This is a genomic window from Rhizobium sp. F40D2 (assembly GCF_051810745.2).
Taxonomy (GTDB): Bacteria; Pseudomonadota; Alphaproteobacteria; order Rhizobiales; family Rhizobiaceae; genus Rhizobium.
This window is the reverse complement of the sequence record NZ_CM131436.1, coordinates 232,119-246,836: the sequence shown is the minus strand read 5'-3', so window position 1 is coordinate 246,836 and position 14,718 is coordinate 232,119. Positions and strand designations below refer to the sequence as shown.

18 protein-coding genes are annotated in these 14,718 nt (G+C 61.4%); 11 read left to right on the top strand and 7 right to left on the bottom strand.

From position 1 onward, the window contains the following. Nucleotides 1–59: 59 nt before the first annotated feature. Both ACS4RS_RS01220 and ACS4RS_RS01215 read right to left on the bottom strand, forming a co-directional pair. On the bottom strand, nucleotides 60–440 hold the full coding sequence (locus tag ACS4RS_RS01220) for a VOC family protein (protein WP_439009060.1): 381 nt from the start codon (nucleotides 438–440) through the stop codon (nucleotides 60–62). Between the two features lie 184 nt (nucleotides 441–624). Beyond that, nucleotides 625–1,242 (bottom strand): NAD(P)-binding domain-containing protein, encoded by a 618-nt coding sequence (locus ACS4RS_RS01215; protein ID WP_439009061.1) that lies wholly within the window; start codon nucleotides 1,240–1,242, stop codon nucleotides 625–627. 102 nt (nucleotides 1,243–1,344) lie between these two features. Between ACS4RS_RS01215 and ACS4RS_RS01210 the strand changes: the two genes are divergently transcribed. Next, nucleotides 1,345–2,232 carry a LysR substrate-binding domain-containing protein gene (locus ACS4RS_RS01210; protein ID WP_439009062.1) on the top strand — a complete coding sequence of 296 codons (888 nt, stop codon included), beginning with the start codon at nucleotides 1,345–1,347 and terminating at the stop codon, nucleotides 2,230–2,232. 43 nt (nucleotides 2,233–2,275) lie between these two features. On the opposite strand, the gene ACS4RS_RS01205 is transcribed toward ACS4RS_RS01210, so the two are convergent. Together ACS4RS_RS01205 and ACS4RS_RS01200 are read right to left on the bottom strand one after the other, a co-directional pair. Next, nucleotides 2,276–3,181, bottom strand: coding sequence for a S1C family serine protease (locus tag ACS4RS_RS01205; protein WP_449313845.1), 906 nt, complete (start codon nucleotides 3,179–3,181; stop codon nucleotides 2,276–2,278). Between the two features lie 192 nt (nucleotides 3,182–3,373). Then, nucleotides 3,374–4,276, bottom strand: coding sequence for a cupin domain-containing protein (locus ACS4RS_RS01200; RefSeq protein WP_439009063.1), 903 nt, complete (start codon nucleotides 4,274–4,276; stop codon nucleotides 3,374–3,376). 117 nt (nucleotides 4,277–4,393) lie between these two features. On the opposite strand from ACS4RS_RS01200, the gene ACS4RS_RS01195 reads away from it, so the two are divergent. The 3 genes from ACS4RS_RS01195 (at nucleotide 4,394) to ACS4RS_RS01185 (ending at nucleotide 7,462) form a co-directional block, all read left to right on the top strand. Further along, nucleotides 4,394–5,359 carry an SDR family NAD(P)-dependent oxidoreductase gene (locus tag ACS4RS_RS01195; protein WP_439009064.1) on the top strand — a complete coding sequence of 322 codons (966 nt, stop codon included), beginning with the start codon at nucleotides 4,394–4,396 and terminating at the stop codon, nucleotides 5,357–5,359. Between the two features lie 113 nt (nucleotides 5,360–5,472). After that, nucleotides 5,473–6,876, top strand: a complete 1,404-nt coding sequence (locus ACS4RS_RS01190; RefSeq protein WP_439009065.1) for an aminotransferase class I/II-fold pyridoxal phosphate-dependent enzyme — start codon at nucleotides 5,473–5,475, stop codon at nucleotides 6,874–6,876. Nucleotides 6,877–7,093: 217 nt separating this feature from the next. Continuing rightward, the gene (locus ACS4RS_RS01185; protein WP_003587713.1) at nucleotides 7,094–7,462 is read left to right on the top strand and encodes a DUF983 domain-containing protein; all 369 of its coding nucleotides are present in this window, start codon (nucleotides 7,094–7,096) and stop codon (nucleotides 7,460–7,462) included. Here ACS4RS_RS01185 and ACS4RS_RS01180 read toward each other — a convergent pair. After that, the gene (locus tag ACS4RS_RS01180; RefSeq protein ID WP_439009066.1) at nucleotides 7,432–8,358 is read right to left on the bottom strand and encodes a LysR substrate-binding domain-containing protein; all 927 of its coding nucleotides are present in this window, start codon (nucleotides 8,356–8,358) and stop codon (nucleotides 7,432–7,434) included. The two genes, ACS4RS_RS01185 and ACS4RS_RS01180, sit on opposite strands and share 31 nt — an antisense overlap. A 146-nt stretch (nucleotides 8,359–8,504) precedes the next feature. Between ACS4RS_RS01180 and ACS4RS_RS01175 the strand changes: the two genes are divergently transcribed. From ACS4RS_RS01175 to ACS4RS_RS01160, 4 genes are all read left to right on the top strand, one after another. Continuing rightward, nucleotides 8,505–9,116: a glutathione S-transferase N-terminal domain-containing protein gene (locus ACS4RS_RS01175; RefSeq protein WP_439009067.1), complete on the top strand. Its 612-nt coding sequence runs from the start codon at nucleotides 8,505–8,507 to the stop codon at nucleotides 9,114–9,116. A gap of 60 nt (nucleotides 9,117–9,176) precedes the next feature. Continuing rightward, nucleotides 9,177–10,130 carry a flavin-nucleotide-binding protein gene (locus tag ACS4RS_RS01170; protein ID WP_439009068.1) on the top strand — a complete coding sequence of 318 codons (954 nt, stop codon included), beginning with the start codon at nucleotides 9,177–9,179 and terminating at the stop codon, nucleotides 10,128–10,130. Nucleotides 10,131–10,215: 85 nt separating this feature from the next. Continuing rightward, nucleotides 10,216–10,677: a DUF1348 family protein gene (locus ACS4RS_RS01165; RefSeq protein ID WP_439009069.1), complete on the top strand. Its 462-nt coding sequence runs from the start codon at nucleotides 10,216–10,218 to the stop codon at nucleotides 10,675–10,677. Between the two features lie 28 nt (nucleotides 10,678–10,705). Further along, nucleotides 10,706–11,266, top strand: a complete 561-nt coding sequence (locus ACS4RS_RS01160; RefSeq protein ID WP_439009070.1) for an LmrA/YxaF family transcription factor — start codon at nucleotides 10,706–10,708, stop codon at nucleotides 11,264–11,266. Between the two features lie 38 nt (nucleotides 11,267–11,304). Here ACS4RS_RS01160 and ACS4RS_RS01155 read toward each other — a convergent pair whose 3' ends face one another. Beyond that, entirely contained in the window at nucleotides 11,305–11,436 is a 132-nt protein-coding gene (locus tag ACS4RS_RS01155; RefSeq protein WP_439009071.1) for a hypothetical protein, read from the bottom strand. 157 nt (nucleotides 11,437–11,593) lie between these two features. Here ACS4RS_RS01155 and ACS4RS_RS01150 point away from each other — a divergent pair, with 157 nt between their 5' ends. Further along, nucleotides 11,594–12,280, top strand: coding sequence for a hypothetical protein (locus ACS4RS_RS01150; protein ID WP_439009072.1), 687 nt, complete (start codon nucleotides 11,594–11,596; stop codon nucleotides 12,278–12,280). A gap of 19 nt (nucleotides 12,281–12,299) precedes the next feature. Next, on the top strand, nucleotides 12,300–12,605 hold the full coding sequence (locus tag ACS4RS_RS01145) for a Dabb family protein (RefSeq protein ID WP_439009073.1): 306 nt from the start codon (nucleotides 12,300–12,302) through the stop codon (nucleotides 12,603–12,605). 288 nt (nucleotides 12,606–12,893) lie between these two features. Here ACS4RS_RS01145 and ACS4RS_RS01140 read toward each other — a convergent pair whose 3' ends face one another. Next, nucleotides 12,894–14,117: an MFS transporter gene (locus tag ACS4RS_RS01140; RefSeq protein ID WP_439009074.1), complete on the bottom strand. Its 1,224-nt coding sequence runs from the start codon at nucleotides 14,115–14,117 to the stop codon at nucleotides 12,894–12,896. Nucleotides 14,118–14,450: 333 nt separating this feature from the next. On the opposite strand from ACS4RS_RS01140, the gene ACS4RS_RS01135 reads away from it, so the two are divergent. Next, entirely contained in the window at nucleotides 14,451–14,699 is a 249-nt protein-coding gene (locus ACS4RS_RS01135; protein ID WP_003587696.1) for a hypothetical protein, read from the top strand. Nucleotides 14,700–14,718: the final 19 nt, after the last annotated feature.

The following is a 14,718-nucleotide window of genomic DNA, read 5'->3' as shown; positions in this document are numbered from 1 at the left end:
AATTCCCGGAAAAGTCTGAAACGGTTTTCCGTCCGGAATTGCGTAAAGGCTAAAGCTTATTACAGCTCGCCTTTGTGGAAATAGGCTTCGAGACGGTAGCCGTCCGGGTCGATGATAAAGGCGGCATAATAGAACTGCCCGTAATCCGGCCGGATGCCCGGTTCGCCATTATCCGTGCCGCCGGAGGCGACCGCTGCCGCGTGAAAGGCATCGACCGCGGCTTCATCAGGCGCGACGAAACAGAAATGCAGCCCGGACCGCAGATCGGCAAGAACCGGCTGCTCGACCTGCGTCACCCAGAGCCCGACCCGTTCCGGGCCATAGCCGATCATGGTGTCGGAATTGGAGAGGCGCTCATATCCGAGCGGCGCCAGCGCCGCATCATAGAAACGGCGGGCTCTTTCGAGGTCTTTTACGCCGATGGAGACATGATCGAACATGGGCCGCAAAACTCCTTGTCGCCGCTCGTTCCAGACGGATTTCCATCCTCAAGATGGCACGACGCCACCATCTTTCAACCGCCATCTCAAGTCAACGAACGGCGCTGGTCGCTACGGCCTGGCAGCTCATTCATTTGAGGCGATAGAAATGGCTGGTCCCGCATGGGCGAGACCAGCCGTGACGTCAGCCGTCGACGGCAACCCATTTCGGGGCAATCCCGGTACCGCGACCGAGGCCGTAACCAAGGCGGATATTCAGCATTCCCAAGGGCTCGAGCAGGCGAGCGGCATCGAGCGAACCGGTTTTCTCGATAGAAAAGTCGGCGTCCTTCACCAGCGCTACGGCGGTTTCGACAGCATCATCGTCCCCGGCCAGGAAGACCGGTATGGTGGAGGTGTGCTTTGGGGAAGCCGCAAACAGCTCGGCAAAGATGGTATTGAAGGCCTTCACGACCTTGGCGCCTTTGGCCCTGTTCTGGATTTCCTCGGCTGCCGACGTGTCGTGACCAAACAGCAGGCCGGAGAAATCGGGCTTGAGCGGATTGGTGATGTCGACGACGATTTTGCCCTGCAATACTGCCGTTCCGGCAAATTCGAGCGCCGCAGCATAAGGCAGCGCGAGGACCAGAATGTCGGCCTCGGCCACGGCGGAGGAGATCGATGCGCTCGTCGCGCCGATCTCCTCGGCAAGCGACTTTGCCACGGCCTCATTCCGCGACGCCAGGATGAGCTCACGCTTGCCTGCCAGGCGACGCGCCAAGCCGGCGCCCATGTTTCCAGTTCCGATAATAGCGGTTTTCATGTGGTCGGTTCCTTCATCGAGTTGAATGACGTCGATATAGTCGACCGCGAACCCATCATGAATGGCATTGAATGGCGGAATATAATTGCATAAAAGTATCGAATGCCCGATCTCATCAATTTGAAGACCTTTGTAGCCGTGGCGACGGCCGGCAGTTTTGCCAAAGCTGCCGCTAGGCTCAACCTGTCGCCCGCCATGGTGGGCCGGCGCATTCAGGCTTTGGAAGCAGATTATGGTGTCAAGCTGATCGAGCGCACCACGCGAACCCAGAGGCTCACCGAGATCGGCCTCAGATTTCTGGAGAGAGCAAGCAGGGTCATCGATGAGCTGGAGCAGCTGAACGATATTGCCGGCCCCGCCAACCATGAAATATCCGGCCACCTCCGCATCAGCGGACCGACGACGCTCGGCGTGAAGCGCTTGGCGTCGTCCATTGCTCGCTTTGCCAATCAGCATCCCGCTGTCAGTCTGGAGCTTAATCTGACCGACCGGAACGTCGATCTGATCGCCGAAGGCTATGACCTTGCCATTCGGGTGGCGCATTTGCGGCCATCTTCGTTGATAGCAAGAAGGATCGGCACCTATCACTTCGTCTGCTGCGCCTCTCCCGGTTATCTCGGAAAGAACGGCACCCCAACCCATCCCGAGCAGTTGCAGGAGCACCGCTGCATCCTAAGCCTCAACCTCGTCCCGCGCGATCAATGGCATTTCGAAGATCAAAATGGGCGGGTGCTGGCGGCAAAGATCAACAGCAATATCGGTATCGACAATGGCGAAGCCATGCGCGTTGCGGCAGTGGAAGATGCCGGCCTCGTCTATGCGCCGCTGGTGCTGGTCGAGGAAGATATTGCCGCCGGGCGGCTGACCGAAGTGCTTGCTGATTGGGAAAAGTACAGCCTGCCGATCCATGCGGTTCACCCGTCGCGGCAATTCGTGCCGCGTCGGGTGAAGGCCGCGATCGGCTGGATCGCCGGAGATCTCCGCCGGTAGAATTCGCGCAAACAGAAAGCGCATTCGGCGGCGGTCGGCGACCTTATTGCAGCTGCGGCTTCTTGAGGAAATTGTTGCGGTCGGCGGACTTGATGCGCAGCCAGGCTTCCCGGCCGTTCCTCAGAATCCGCATCGGGATTTCGGCGCCGGCCGGGCCGCTGCTCCAGACCTTGCGGTAGAAATCGGCCAGGCCATCGACCTCTTCGTCGCGGATCTCCGAGATGATATCGCCCTGGCGCAGACCCGCCTGGGCGGCCGGACCGCCTTCGGCGACGCTCATCACCACCACGCCGCCATTGCTCTCGGCGGAGAATGCGCCGAGCCAGGGCCGCGGCGGCTTGTTGACGCTTCCGCGGTTCAACAGATCGTCGAGGATCGGAGTCAAAATGTCGATCGGCACGACCATATTGATATCGGCGACCTCGTCGCCCTGGCTCATTTGCAGGCGAAGCGAACCGATACCCAGAAGCTTGCCGTCCGAACCGATCAGCGCCGCACCGCCCCATGAGGGATGGGCCGGCGCCGTGAAAATCGCATCATCAAGCAGATATTCCCAGTAGCCGGCGAATTCTTGCCGGGCGACGATGTTGGCCTCGACGAATTCTCCGATGCCGTCGGCAAGCACGACGGCATCGCCGGCCTTGGCGTTTGCCGCGTCGCCGAGATCCACGGCCGGCGCATTGAGAGCCCCGAGCGCCTGCACCAGGCCGAAGCCGGTTTCCTGATCATAGACAAGCGCATGTGCGGGAACGACGCGCCCGTCATGGGTGGTCAGCCAGACCTCTTCGGCCTCGGTAATGAGATAACCGATGGTCAGCACCAGCCCATTGTCGCGAATGACCACACCGCTGCCCTCCCGGACAGTGCCCAGCGTCTCTGCTGTGAAGGCATCTTCCGGGATGGAAGAACGAACGGCCACGATTGACCGCAAAATCGGATCGATATTCATGCTTTCATCCTGACAGAGCGCCGGCGAAGGAATGGAGGCCGGCACATTCCTTCTTAAATAGGTAAGAGATGGGAAGGCGGGTGCAAGACTGCATCGGACGGAATCGGCAGGCCGATGCGAGTTGCCCGGCGATGCCTTTACCAATCAAGGCCCATGGAGCGCCGATATTGTTCGCTTGTCATTACCGGCCGCTTAACGCCGGGCATATTGTCGTGGCGAGCTTCCCATCACCCGCTTGAAGGCGGTGCTGAACGCGCTTTCGGAGTCGTAACCGAGCGATAGGGCGACGCTCGCAACTGCTTCGGCAGAATTCGCCAAGCGGTCTCCTGCGACAAGCATGCGCCAGCGCGTCAAATAGTCCATCGGCGCCAGCCCCACCTTTGCCTTGAAATGAAGGGCAAAGGTGGATCGGGACATCGAAGCCCGTTCAGCCAGCGACTGCAATGTCCATTTACGAGCTGGATTGGCATGCATGGCCTCGAGGGCCGCACCGATCCTCCTATCTGTGAGTGCGAAGAGCCAGCCGACGCCGCGGGCGTCCGGCGATGCGATATAAAGGCGCAGCACCTGCATCAGCATGACATGGGCGAAATGCTCTGCCATCAGAAAACCGCCCGGCTGCCGGTCGCGGAGTTCTCGAGTCATGCGATCGAGCGACCACCGCAGCACGGCGGCATGATCGGAATCCCTCTTCGCATGGACGATCGGCGGCAGGATGCCGAACAGGATGTCCGAATTTCCGCTCGAAAAGGAAAAACGGCTGCCAATCAGGAAGAAATCACCGCCGCCATTGCAGGTCGCAACGCCGTCGCGGGCGACCGAATAAATGGTATCGGCTGGGATTGCTTTGACAGATGGATCGCTGGCGAGACGAAAGGTCCGGCTGCTTGTCAGCAGAAAGCAGTCTCCTTCTTCAAGCCGAATGGCGTCGGATACGCCGTCGACACTCAGCCAACATGTGCCTGAAATGACTGCGTTGAACTTGATGCCATCAGGGGGTGGAAAATCGATCGCCCAAACGCCGCCGGCGTCCAGACCGGCAGAGACATAACTTCTCGGTTTGAGCAATGCGAGAACAGTGGATAGAGGATCCATGCGGAAGTCCGGACTATGGCGAAGAGATTACGGACTTTAGCGCATAGATCGTCTGATTGCCACGCTCTATTCTCGCAACCGTCCTCCAGGCAACGTCGCAGAACAAAGGCAATCATCATGAATGAGAAACAAGTCCCCGTCGGCTCCAGATTTGGAACCCGCACCACCGCCGATGAGGTTCTGGCCGGTCTTGATCTTTCCGGCAAGCGCGCCATCGTCACCGGCGGCCATTCTGGCCTCGGGCTGGAGACCACGCGCGCCTTAGCGAGAGCCGGCGCCACGGTGATCATCGGCGCAAGGAACGTCGAAGCGGCGCGCCACGCCGTTGTCGGCGTCAATGGTGTGCAGATCGAACGGCTCGATCTCTCCAGTCTCGACAGCGTTCGCCGCTTCGCTGAAGGCATCATCGCTGCCGGCCACAGCATCGATATTGTGATTAACAGCGCCGGGATTATGGCCTGTCCGCAGACGCGCGTCGGTGATGGATGGGAGGCGCAATTCGCAACCAATCATCTCGGCCACTTCGCGTTGGTGAACCGCGTTTGGCCGGCTATTTCGCGCAATGCCCGTATCGTTTCGGTTTCATCTGGAGGTCACCAAATCTCCGGCATCCGGTGGAACGACGTGCAGTTCGAGACCGGCTATGACAAATGGCAGGCCTATGGCCAGTCCAAGACTGCCAACGCTCTTTTCGCCCTGCATTTGGACAGGCTCGCCCAGGGTGCCGGCATCCGCGCTTTCTCTCTGCATCCGGGCAAGATCCTCACGCCCCTGCAACGTCATCTTTCAAAGGAAGATATGATCGGTGCCGGCTGGATCGACGCCGATGGCAATCCCATCGATCCGACGTTCAAAACCCCATCGCAAGGCGCCGCAACGCAGCTATGGGCGGCGACCTCGCCTCAGCTTGACGGCATGGGAGGCCTCTACTGCGAAGATTGCGAAGTGGCGAAGCGGGCGATCGACGGCAAGCCAGGTGGTGTGAGCGACCATGCAACCGACCCCGAGCAGGCCGAATGCCTGTGGGCTCTGTCGGCAAGGTTGACTGGCATCGACGCCCTCGCGGCGCGGCAAATGCGATGATACATCCAATCAGCCGCGCGCCTTCAGTTCCAAGCTGACATTTTTCGTGACAGCGTCACCGTGCAACAATATACAGTCAATCCATTCAAGACTCAGGCTGCACGGATTACGACATGAAAGACTGGCATCCCGATCTCGGGCGCAGCAGCAGCCCTCGTTATATGGCGATCGCCGATGTGATCGAAATGGATCTGCGCAGCGGCCACCTCGTGGCCGGCGACCGGCTGCCGCCGCAACGCGAACTCGCCAAGCGGCTGAATGTCGATTTCACCACGGTGGCGAGAGGTTATGTCGAGGCGCAGAAGCGCGGGCTGGTCGATTCGCATGTCGGCCGCGGCACCTTCGTCACCGGTGGCGCGGGCAGGGGGAGCCAGGGCTTCGCGCCTGGTACGGCGCCCGATCCGCGCCGGGCATCTGTCGTCGATTTCTCGATGAATATGCCGCCGGAACCGGATGATCCGGAACTGATCGCCCGCATGCGCGAGGGCATGGCGGCGTTGACAGCGGACCTCGTTCCGCTTCTGCGCTATCAGGGTTTCGGTGGCTCGGTTATGGACAAGGATGCCGCCGCCGCCTGGCTCAGCCGTCGCGGCTTGGCGCCCTCGCAGGAGCGGATTTTCGTGACGCCTGGCGCCCATCCGGCCCTGCTGGCGATCTTCGGCCTGCTGGCCAAACCGGGCGAAACCGTGCTCTCGGAAATCATCACCTATCCCGGCATGCGCTCGATCGCCGCCCAGCTGCGGCTCAATCTTGCGGGCTTGCCGATGGATGAAGACGGCATCCTGCCGGACGCCTTTGCCAGAGCCTGCGAGCGTTTGCAGCCGAAGGCGCTTTATCTCAATCCGACGCTGCAAAACCCGACGACGCTGACCATCCCGGCCAGGCGCCGCGAGGAAATCGCAGCGGTTGCCCGCAAATATCACGTGCCGATCGTCGAGGACGATGCCTACGGCTTCATTCCACTGGAAGGTCCGCCGCCGCTTGCGGCAACGGCGCCCGATCTCACCTGGCATATCGGCGGGCTGGCGAAATGCATCGGCGCCGGCCTGCGTCTTGCATATGTCGTGGCGCCGGATAGCAAAGCCGTGTGGCCCTTCGTCAGCGCCATGCGCGCCAACAATGTCATGGCCTCGCCGCTGACCTTGGCGCTCGCCACCCGCTGGATCGAGGACGGCACGGCCGACGCGATCCTGCGCTTCATCCGCACTGAAGCCGCCGCGCGCCAGCAGATGGTCGCCGCGCTCCTGCCTGAAGGCAGCTACCGCGCCGATCCGCTCAGTTTCAACATATGGCTGCCGCTCTCCAACGGCTGGACCCGCTCCACCTTCGGCAGCCACATGCGCTCCGCCGGCATCGGCGTCGTGGCAAGCGATGCTTTCACGGTCGAAGGTGCCGCGCCCGAGGCCGTGCGTGTCTGCCTCGGCGGCCCGATCAGCCGGGAGAAGCTGCAGGGCGCGCTGGATTTCATGGCCCATGCGCTTGAGGGGCCGCCGGAAATGGCAGCTTCGTTCTTCTGAGCCGCCAACGCCGCTAGCTGAGCCCTTCAGGCAAGCGATCGGTTCTTGCGACCCCTTCAAATGAAGTTTGCACAATCCGCGGTCGGCCCGGCTTGCGGAACTCTGCGGCATTCTGACGAATTGACTGGTAATATCTCAACAATGTATTTATATTGAATGCATTCATTGTTGCCGGCATTGAATGGTTGATGCCCGTGCAAAACAAGGTGTGATCATCATGGAAACCGAATATCCTCCACTACCTCCGCTGCAGACCGGCATCAGGGGTCGCTGCCCGCGCTGCGGCCAGGGCCATATGTTCAAAGGCTTCCTGACGCTGCAGCCGGAATGCGAGGCTTGCGGCCTCGATTATTCCTTTGCCGATCCGGCCGACGGTCCGGCTTTCTTCGTCATCTGTTTTGCCTGCATACCGAGCGTGCTGCTCGGCGTCTGGCTGGAGGTGGCGTTTACCGCGCCGATCTGGGTGCAGCTTCTGGTCACAGGCCCCTTCATGCTCGCCACCTGCATTCCGCCGTTGCGGCCGCTGAAGGGCTGGCTGGTCGCCAGCCAGTATTTCTATAAGGCGGAAGAGGGCAAACTCGCCTGAGATCTGTTGAGCGTCGCGCGCAGGCGCGGCGTGGCGAAATCGATGAGCGCCCGCAATTTCAAGGGCACCAATCCCTGCGCGGGATAGACGAGATGCACCGGTGTCGGCGGCGGTTCGAAATCGGTCAGCAATGGCGTAAGCAGGCCGGCACTCTCGGCGCGTGCTGCCTGGTAGGATAGCACCCGGGTGATCCCGAGGCCGGCGACCGCCGCATCGACCGCAGCCTCGGCGGTGTTGACGGCTAGCCGTGAGCGGATCGGCACGTTGAGACCGCGTTTTCCTTCGGTGAATGTCCAGCTCAGCGGAGAGGCCATGCTGTCGAAGGTGATGCAGTCATGCGCGGCGAGATCGCCCGGATGCCGAGGCGTGACCTGCCGTGCGAGATAAGCCGGGCTGGCATAGACCGTTCGGCGGATCGCGCCGAGCCTGGTGGCGATCAGGTTGCTGTCCGGCAGGTTGCCGATCCGGAGCGCCACATCGATATGGTCCTCGACGAGGTTCGACAGCCGGTCGCCAAGCATCAGTCGCAGATTGATATCGGGATAGGCTTTCAGGAAATCCACCACCACAGGCAGGACATGCAGCCGCCCGAAGACGATCGGCGCGGTCATCGTCAGCGCGCCCTTCGGCACGCTGTATTCACCGGCCGCCGTCCGTTCCGCCTCTTCCACCCGATCGAGAATTTCCCGCGCCGCCTCCACATAAGAGCGGCCGGCCTCCGTCAGCGTGATCTTCCGGTTGCTTCTCTGCAGCAGATGGGCGTTCAGATGGGTTTCCAGCTCGGAAACTTTGCGGCTGACGGTTGCCAGCGGCGACCGCAAATGCCGGGAGGCGGCCGATAGGCTACCCTGTTCGACAACGGCAAGAAGCACGGTCATGGCGTCGAGGCGGTCCATTCTATCCTTCCAAAAATTGGGAATATGCTTTCCAGATTAGCATTCTACTGCAATCAAATGGAAGGCAATAGATTAGCCCGCAGATGGTTCGCAGGCGGCCATCGTCAATCATGGCCCGTCGATCGGGAAGACCTAAGGAAACCATCATGAAACTCTACCACCACCCGCTTTCCGGCCATTCGCACCGGGTTCACCTGTTCCTGGCGCTGCTCGGCGTGCCTTATGAACTGGTCGAGGTCGACTTGGCGGCGGGCGCCCACAAGGCGCCGGAATTTCTGAAGCTCAATCCATTCGGCCAGGTGCCGGTCCTCGACGATGAGGGCACGGTCATCACCGACTCCTCTGCCATCCTCGTCTATCTCGCGCGCAAATATGGCCGCACCGAGTGGCTGCCGGAACAGGCATTGGCCGCGGCGCGAATACAGAAATGGCTCTCGGTTGCTGCTGGTGAGATTGCCTATGGACCGTGCGCTGCCCGCCTGGTTACCGTTTTCGGCGCCGATTTCCGCACCGATGAGGTGATCGCCCGGGCGCACCGCATTCTGGCGCTGATCGAGGCGGAGCTCGCCGGCCGCAATTTCCTGCTCGGCGATAATCCTGTCATCGCCGACGTCGCGCTCTACAGCTACATCGCCAATGCGCCGGAGGGCAATGTCGACATCTCGGCCTATCCGAGCGTCCGCGCCTGGCTTGCCCGCATCGCGGCGCTTCCGGGTTTCGTCGGCTTTCGCAAGACGAAGATCGGCCTTGCCGCATGAGACTGCGCCGGGACGGCTCACCGTCCCGGTTTCCCAAATGGTGCCCGCAAGGAGGCCGTCATGCTGGAGCAGACTAGAGAAAACGAGACGTCACCCTGGCATCAGGGTGAACTGGCCATGCAGCGTAGCGTCGGGGTCGTAGAACGCATGGACGGACCCGGCCGGAATTTCGTCCGCACGGCGATGCCCGAACAGCACCGCGCGTTTTTTCCGATGCTCCCTTTCGTGGTGCTCGGCGCTGTCGATGCCAAAGGTGATGTCTGGGCGACGGTGCGGGCTGCGCGACCGGGTTTCATGTCGTCGCCGGATCCGGAGAGCCTCGATGTCGACCTGCCGCGCGACCCGGTCGATCCCGCCGATGCCGGCATGGAGGATGGCGACGCGATTGCAATGCTCGGCATCCAGCTCGAGACCCGGCGGCGCAACCGGCTGAACGGCGTCATCCGCAGAACGGATGCCGAAGCCTTCCGCCTGCGCGTCGGCCAGAGCTTCGGGAATTGCCCGCAATATATCCAGCCTCGCACTTCCGTCTTTATCCGCGATCCCAATAGCCCGACAGAGGTGGCGCCGCTGCATTCCGGTCAACTCGACGATCGCATGCGCGAGATGATCGAGGGCGCCGATACCTTCTTCGTCGCCTCCTATTTCGATCGCGACAATGGCGAGCGGCAGGTGGATGTCTCCCATCGCGGCGGCAGCGTCGGCTTCGTGCATGTCGGTGCCGATGGGGTGCTGACCGTTCCCGATTTTTCCGGCAATCGGTTCTTCAACACGCTCGGCAATTTTCTCGTCAATCCAAAGGCCGGGCTGGCTTTCGTCGACTTTGAAACCGGCGACATGCTGCAACTTGCGGGAAAGGTCGAGGTACTGCTCGATGCGCCCGAAATCACACGCTTTGAACGGGCGGAACGGCTGTGGCGTTTCACGCCCGAAGAGATCGTGCTGCGCCCGGATGCCTTGCCGCTGCGATGGAGGAAGGAGAGCGCCGATCTGCTGCGGCGCTCCCGCGGGTGAGGGGAGCAGCAAAACGCTGCTCGGGCCACCTTGCAAATCATTGTACCAAACGGTACAAGAATTACTGTTCAGTACAGGAGCACCCGTGACCAGCCTCGTCCCGCCTTTCACCCTTGAGACCGCCACCCGGAAAGTCCGCCTTGCCGAGGACGGCTGGAATAGCCGCGATCCCGAGCGCGTCTCGCTCGTTTATACACCGGACAGCCGCTGGCGGAACCGCGCCGAATTCGTCAACGGCCGCGCCGAGATCGTCGCCTTTCTCACCCGCAAATGGGCGAAAGAGCTGGATTACCGGCTGATCAAGGAGATCTGGGCTTTCACCGACGATCGTATCGCCGTGCGCTTCGCCTATGAATGGCGCGATGACAGCGGCAACTGGTTCCGCTCCTACGGCAATGAGAACTGGGAATTCGACGCCGCCGGCCTGATGCAGCGCCGCTTCGCCTGCATCAACGACCTGCCGATCCAAGTATCTGAGCGCAAATATCACTGGCCGCTCGGCCGGCGGCCGGACGATCATCCCGGCCTGACCGAGCTTGGCCTCTGACGCAAGCGAGGCCAAGGAAACTCCGCCGGTGAAGACCGTCTACGAACGCGCCGACGTCGTGCCGCTGCTGGCGGAAATCTTCCGCGAACTCGGCTATGAGGGCACGTCGCTCAGCCGCATCACCGAACGCACCGGCCTCGGCAAGGGCAGCCTTTACCACTTCTTTCCCGGCGGCAAGGAGGAGATGGCAGGTGCGGTGCTTGCCGATATCGACGCCTGGTTCGAGCAGGCGATCTATCGGCCGCTGAGACAGGACGACGCCCGACAGGCGATCGCGGCGATGTGGGTCAATGTGAATGATTACTTCAGATCCGGCCGCCGCATCTGCCTCGTGGGCGCCTTCGCGCTTGACGACACAAGGGAGCGGTTTTCGGCGGCGATCGGCGACTATTTCATCCGCTGGATCGGCGCCTTGCGTTCGGCGTTGAGCCGGGCAGGCTGTTCTGACGAAGAGGCGCAAACGCTCGCCGAGGAAGGTGTCGCCGGCATTCAAGGCGCGCTGGTGCTGGCGCGGGCGCTGGGAGACGAAATGATCTTCACCCGCTCGCTGGAAACGCTGGCGAAGCGGTTTGAGGCTGCGACGCGATGAGGGCAGGCCTTACATCCGCGCCGCTTTGCCTTTATCTCTCAGCGTTGCTGTTGAGGCTGCTGGGCCGGGCGCGGATTTTCCCGTTCAAGGCGAATCTGGCGCCACTCGTTTTCCATCTGGTCGACGAGGTGCTGGGGAATGGTAGCTTGCGGGGTGGCGGGCGTCTGCATCGGAAGTCTCCTCTTTTCGCGGCAAGGCTTCAGGGCAAGAAGATGCATTGCACAAGACAAAAGACGTGTAAATCAGTGGCTTAAATACTTTAAACGATTAAATGAATTTTAATCGATTAAGGCGGTCTTAACCATGATATTTCCCAGGAAGCACAGAATGGTTGTCCACATGGACCGAAGTTTATTTTTCGATGCGGTGAAGGACGAGCTCTTCAAGGGAGAGCTGACGCATCTTCAGGTAGTGGGCATCACGGCGATTCTCGACACCTGGGAAGAGCGGTTTCCTCATGCCGACCGGCGGTGGCTCGCCTATATCCTCGCGACCGCCTATCATGAGACCGCCTACACGATGCAGCCGGTGCGGGAGACGCTGGCGCAAAGCGATGCCCGCGCCGTCGAGATCCTGGAGACGGCCTTTGCCGCAGGCCGGCTTTCCTGGGTGAAGACGCCCTACTGGCGGCCCGATGAAGATGGCCGCAGCTGGCTCGGGCGCGGCCTGGTGCAACTCACCCACAAGCGGAACTATGAGGCGATGAGCACGCTGACGGGCATCGACCTCATTGCCGATCCCGACCGGGCGATGGAGATGGATGCAGCGGTGAAGATCCTGATCGACGGCATGCTGCAAGGCAGCTTTACCGGCCACAAGCTTGCCGACCACCTGAACGCGGCGACCGAGGACTGGGTGAACGCGCGACGCATCGTCAATGGCACCGACCGGGCGGAGAAGCTCGCGGCCTATGCCATGGCCTTCCATGCGGCGATGCGTCCCGATGCTGCGGATGGCGCGATCGCGCGGTTGAAGGCCTGGGGCTTGCGTGCTATCGCGCGGCTGACCCTCTGAACCTCGACAGGAGCTTCGCGTGATCCGCCATATCGTCTTCTTCACCGTGCAGGAGGAACGTCTGCAGGAGGTGAGGGCCGGGCTTTCGATCCTGACCGCCATTCCGCATGCGCGGCTCTTGGAAATCGGCACCAATGTGAAGACCGATCAGCTGGGCACGGAGATCGATCTCGTGGTCTACGGCGAATTCGACGATGAGGCGGCCCTTGCCGCCTACAAGGCTCATCCCGATTATCAGCTGTCGATCGAGCGGGTGCGGCCGCTCCGGGAAAAACGCATTGCCGCCGATTACGACAGCTGCACGGCGGTGAAACGGCCCCTGTGAGCATAAAGCCTTGGGATGCCAGGCGACATTTCAGCAGAATTTCAAATGGTAAGTGACCTGCCGCATCGATGTCGCTCGAAAGTTGACTCAACTTCAGAGCCACCAGACTCAACTTTGGAAAAAGAAGCTGCAAGCGATTCAAAAGATTCGCCAAAAACGGCAGCTGATCGATCGTCAATCGGCCTTAGTGGCGGCGCGCGTAGGAGAAGGCGTACCCGTCCAGGGATAGACGATAATCAGGATACATTAAGAATGGCTGACGGAGAACGCCGCAGCCTGGCCGCGCTCTTATGAAGCGACCGGGCTCGGTTGCGATGCATGGGCGCCCCGAACCATCGCCATCAATATCAGCACGAAGGTCAGCGCCAAGGCTGCGAGAACGGCGCAGGCGATGAGGGCCGGCTCGGTGCCGGCGCGGTCGAGGATGGCGGTGAAGATGACCGGAGCGATGGCGTTGGCGAGATTTTGCGGCAGCGACAGCCGGGCCGATTGCAGGCCGTATTCGGCCGGTGAAAACAACGCCAGCGGCAGAAGCGCGCGGGCGACGGTCATGACGCCGGCGCCGAAGCCGTAGAGCAGAACGAAGGTGACGAGCAGCGGTGTCGAGGAACCGGCGACCAGCATGATCGGAAAACTGATCATCATCAGGCCGATGCCCATGACAGCGCTGAGCATGGGGTTGCCACGCCGGCCGAGCAGCATGTCGAGGAAACGCGCCGAGATGCCGAGCACGCCGCGTGCCGAGCCGAGCTGCAGCGCGAAGGCCGGCGAGGCGCCGGACTGGCGGAAGATTTCGAGCAGCGATGGCGAGATGCCGAAGGTGATGAAGGTCGAGATTGTCGTCGCCGCCGCAATCAGCAGGAAGGCTTTGCGCCGTGCCGCCTTGGACAGCGGCACCGGGGCAATGTCTGCCGCGCCGCCTTCGATTTGCATTACGATCGGTTTGGGCAGGGCGAAAAGATGCAGCGGCAGGCAGACGAAGAATTGCAGGCCGGCACAGATGAGGAAGGTGATGCGCCATCCCATTGTTTCGTTCAGCAGGCTGAGAATCGGCCAGAAGACGGTGCTCGACAGCCCGGTGAACAGCATGAGAATAGCAATGACGCGTTTGCCGTTCGCCCCTTCGCGCTCGACGACGGCCGTATAGGCCGGTGCCGAAAGGCCGCACGCGCCGCCGATGCCGATGACGATCCAGGCGGCGGCGTAAAGTACGATGCCGTTTGCGGCGGACAGCAGAAGCAGGCCAAGCGCAAAGATGAGCGATGAGGCCGAAAGCACCCGAGCGGCGCCGTAGCGGGCAAGCCAGCGGCCGGTCGCGGGGCCAACGATGGCGCTGACCATCATCATGATCGTCAGGCCGGCAAACACCACCTCATTCGGCAGACCGAGAGCGGGCGCCACGATGCGGCCCATCACCCCGAGCATGTCGAACGTCGTGCCCCAGCCGATCAATTGAGTGATGGCAAGCACGGTGACCGTCTGCGCCGAGCGGAAGCGAAAGGAATTAGGCATTGGTGCTGAAATTGCCGGACGGAAACAGCAAGGACATAACAGCTTCGACCGGTCGGCAAAAGCTGCGATCGCAATTCTCGACGGTCCGCGGTGCGCAGCTATCCATCCTCGGGTCAAGTGAGCATCCACGCCCAACACTCCGTGCGTGCTTAGTGCTGCAGACTTTTCCCACGCGGGGGGAGGCGACCGAGCTTGCCGCGTGGCGGTTTCAGTAGCTGCCGCCAGCAGTCGAGGACAGTTCTAAATGCCCTGCATGACAGCGCATTCATTTGCCATTCAGGTCGCGTGAGTACATATTCTGGCCACGTTGGCATTACCTTGAAAGCATAACACATGGCCTTTCCTCTGAGCGTCGCAGCATTGGCCGCCGGACTGGTGGTATCGGCGCCTTCACCGGATGGCGCGGGCACTCTCGTTCATAGCGTAGCAGGCGATTGCAGCGCCGCCGCAGCCCAGGTCGTCGAACAGACGGGCGGCCAGCTTCTCTCCGTGCAGCCGGTGGGCGATACCTGCATCATCACCGTTCTGGTGTCGGGCAACGGCCAGCGTCCACGCAAGGTGACGGTAAAGGTTCCGATGTAGGCGGAATCGGTCTATTCAG

What these genes read in the sequence shown, in the direction of transcription:
- ACS4RS_RS01170 (WP_439009068.1), top strand. Translation starts at nt 9,177, where the DNA reads ATGCTGGAGCAGACTAGAGAAAACGAGACGTCACCCTGGCATCAGGGT.
- ACS4RS_RS01190 (WP_439009065.1), top strand. Translation starts at nt 5,473, where the DNA reads ATGAAAGACTGGCATCCCGATCTCGGGCGCAGCAGCAGCCCTCGTTAT.
- ACS4RS_RS01205 (WP_449313845.1), bottom strand. Translation starts at nt 3,181, where the DNA reads ATGAATATCGATCCGATTTTGCGGTCAATCGTGGCCGTTCGTTCTTCC.
- ACS4RS_RS01175 (WP_439009067.1), top strand. Translation starts at nt 8,505, where the DNA reads ATGAAACTCTACCACCACCCGCTTTCCGGCCATTCGCACCGGGTTCAC.
- ACS4RS_RS01185 (WP_003587713.1), top strand. Translation starts at nt 7,094, where the DNA reads ATGGAAACCGAATATCCTCCACTACCTCCGCTGCAGACCGGCATCAGG.
- ACS4RS_RS01215 (WP_439009061.1), bottom strand. Translation starts at nt 1,242, where the DNA reads ATGAAAACCGCTATTATCGGAACTGGAAACATGGGCGCCGGCTTGGCG.
- ACS4RS_RS01195 (WP_439009064.1), top strand. Translation starts at nt 4,394, where the DNA reads ATGAATGAGAAACAAGTCCCCGTCGGCTCCAGATTTGGAACCCGCACC.
- ACS4RS_RS01155 (WP_439009071.1), bottom strand. Translation starts at nt 11,436, where the DNA reads ATGCAGACGCCCGCCACCCCGCAAGCTACCATTCCCCAGCACCTCGTC.
- ACS4RS_RS01180 (WP_439009066.1), bottom strand. Translation starts at nt 8,358, where the DNA reads ATGGACCGCCTCGACGCCATGACCGTGCTTCTTGCCGTTGTCGAACAG.
- ACS4RS_RS01210 (WP_439009062.1), top strand. Translation starts at nt 1,345, where the DNA reads ATGCCCGATCTCATCAATTTGAAGACCTTTGTAGCCGTGGCGACGGCC.
- ACS4RS_RS01220 (WP_439009060.1), bottom strand. Translation starts at nt 440, where the DNA reads ATGTTCGATCATGTCTCCATCGGCGTAAAAGACCTCGAAAGAGCCCGC.
- ACS4RS_RS01140 (WP_439009074.1), bottom strand. Translation starts at nt 14,117, where the DNA reads ATGCCTAATTCCTTTCGCTTCCGCTCGGCGCAGACGGTCACCGTGCTT.
- ACS4RS_RS01200 (WP_439009063.1), bottom strand. Translation starts at nt 4,276, where the DNA reads ATGGATCCTCTATCCACTGTTCTCGCATTGCTCAAACCGAGAAGTTAT.
- ACS4RS_RS01150 (WP_439009072.1), top strand. Translation starts at nt 11,594, where the DNA reads ATGGTTGTCCACATGGACCGAAGTTTATTTTTCGATGCGGTGAAGGAC.
- ACS4RS_RS01135 (WP_003587696.1), top strand. Translation starts at nt 14,451, where the DNA reads ATGGCCTTTCCTCTGAGCGTCGCAGCATTGGCCGCCGGACTGGTGGTA.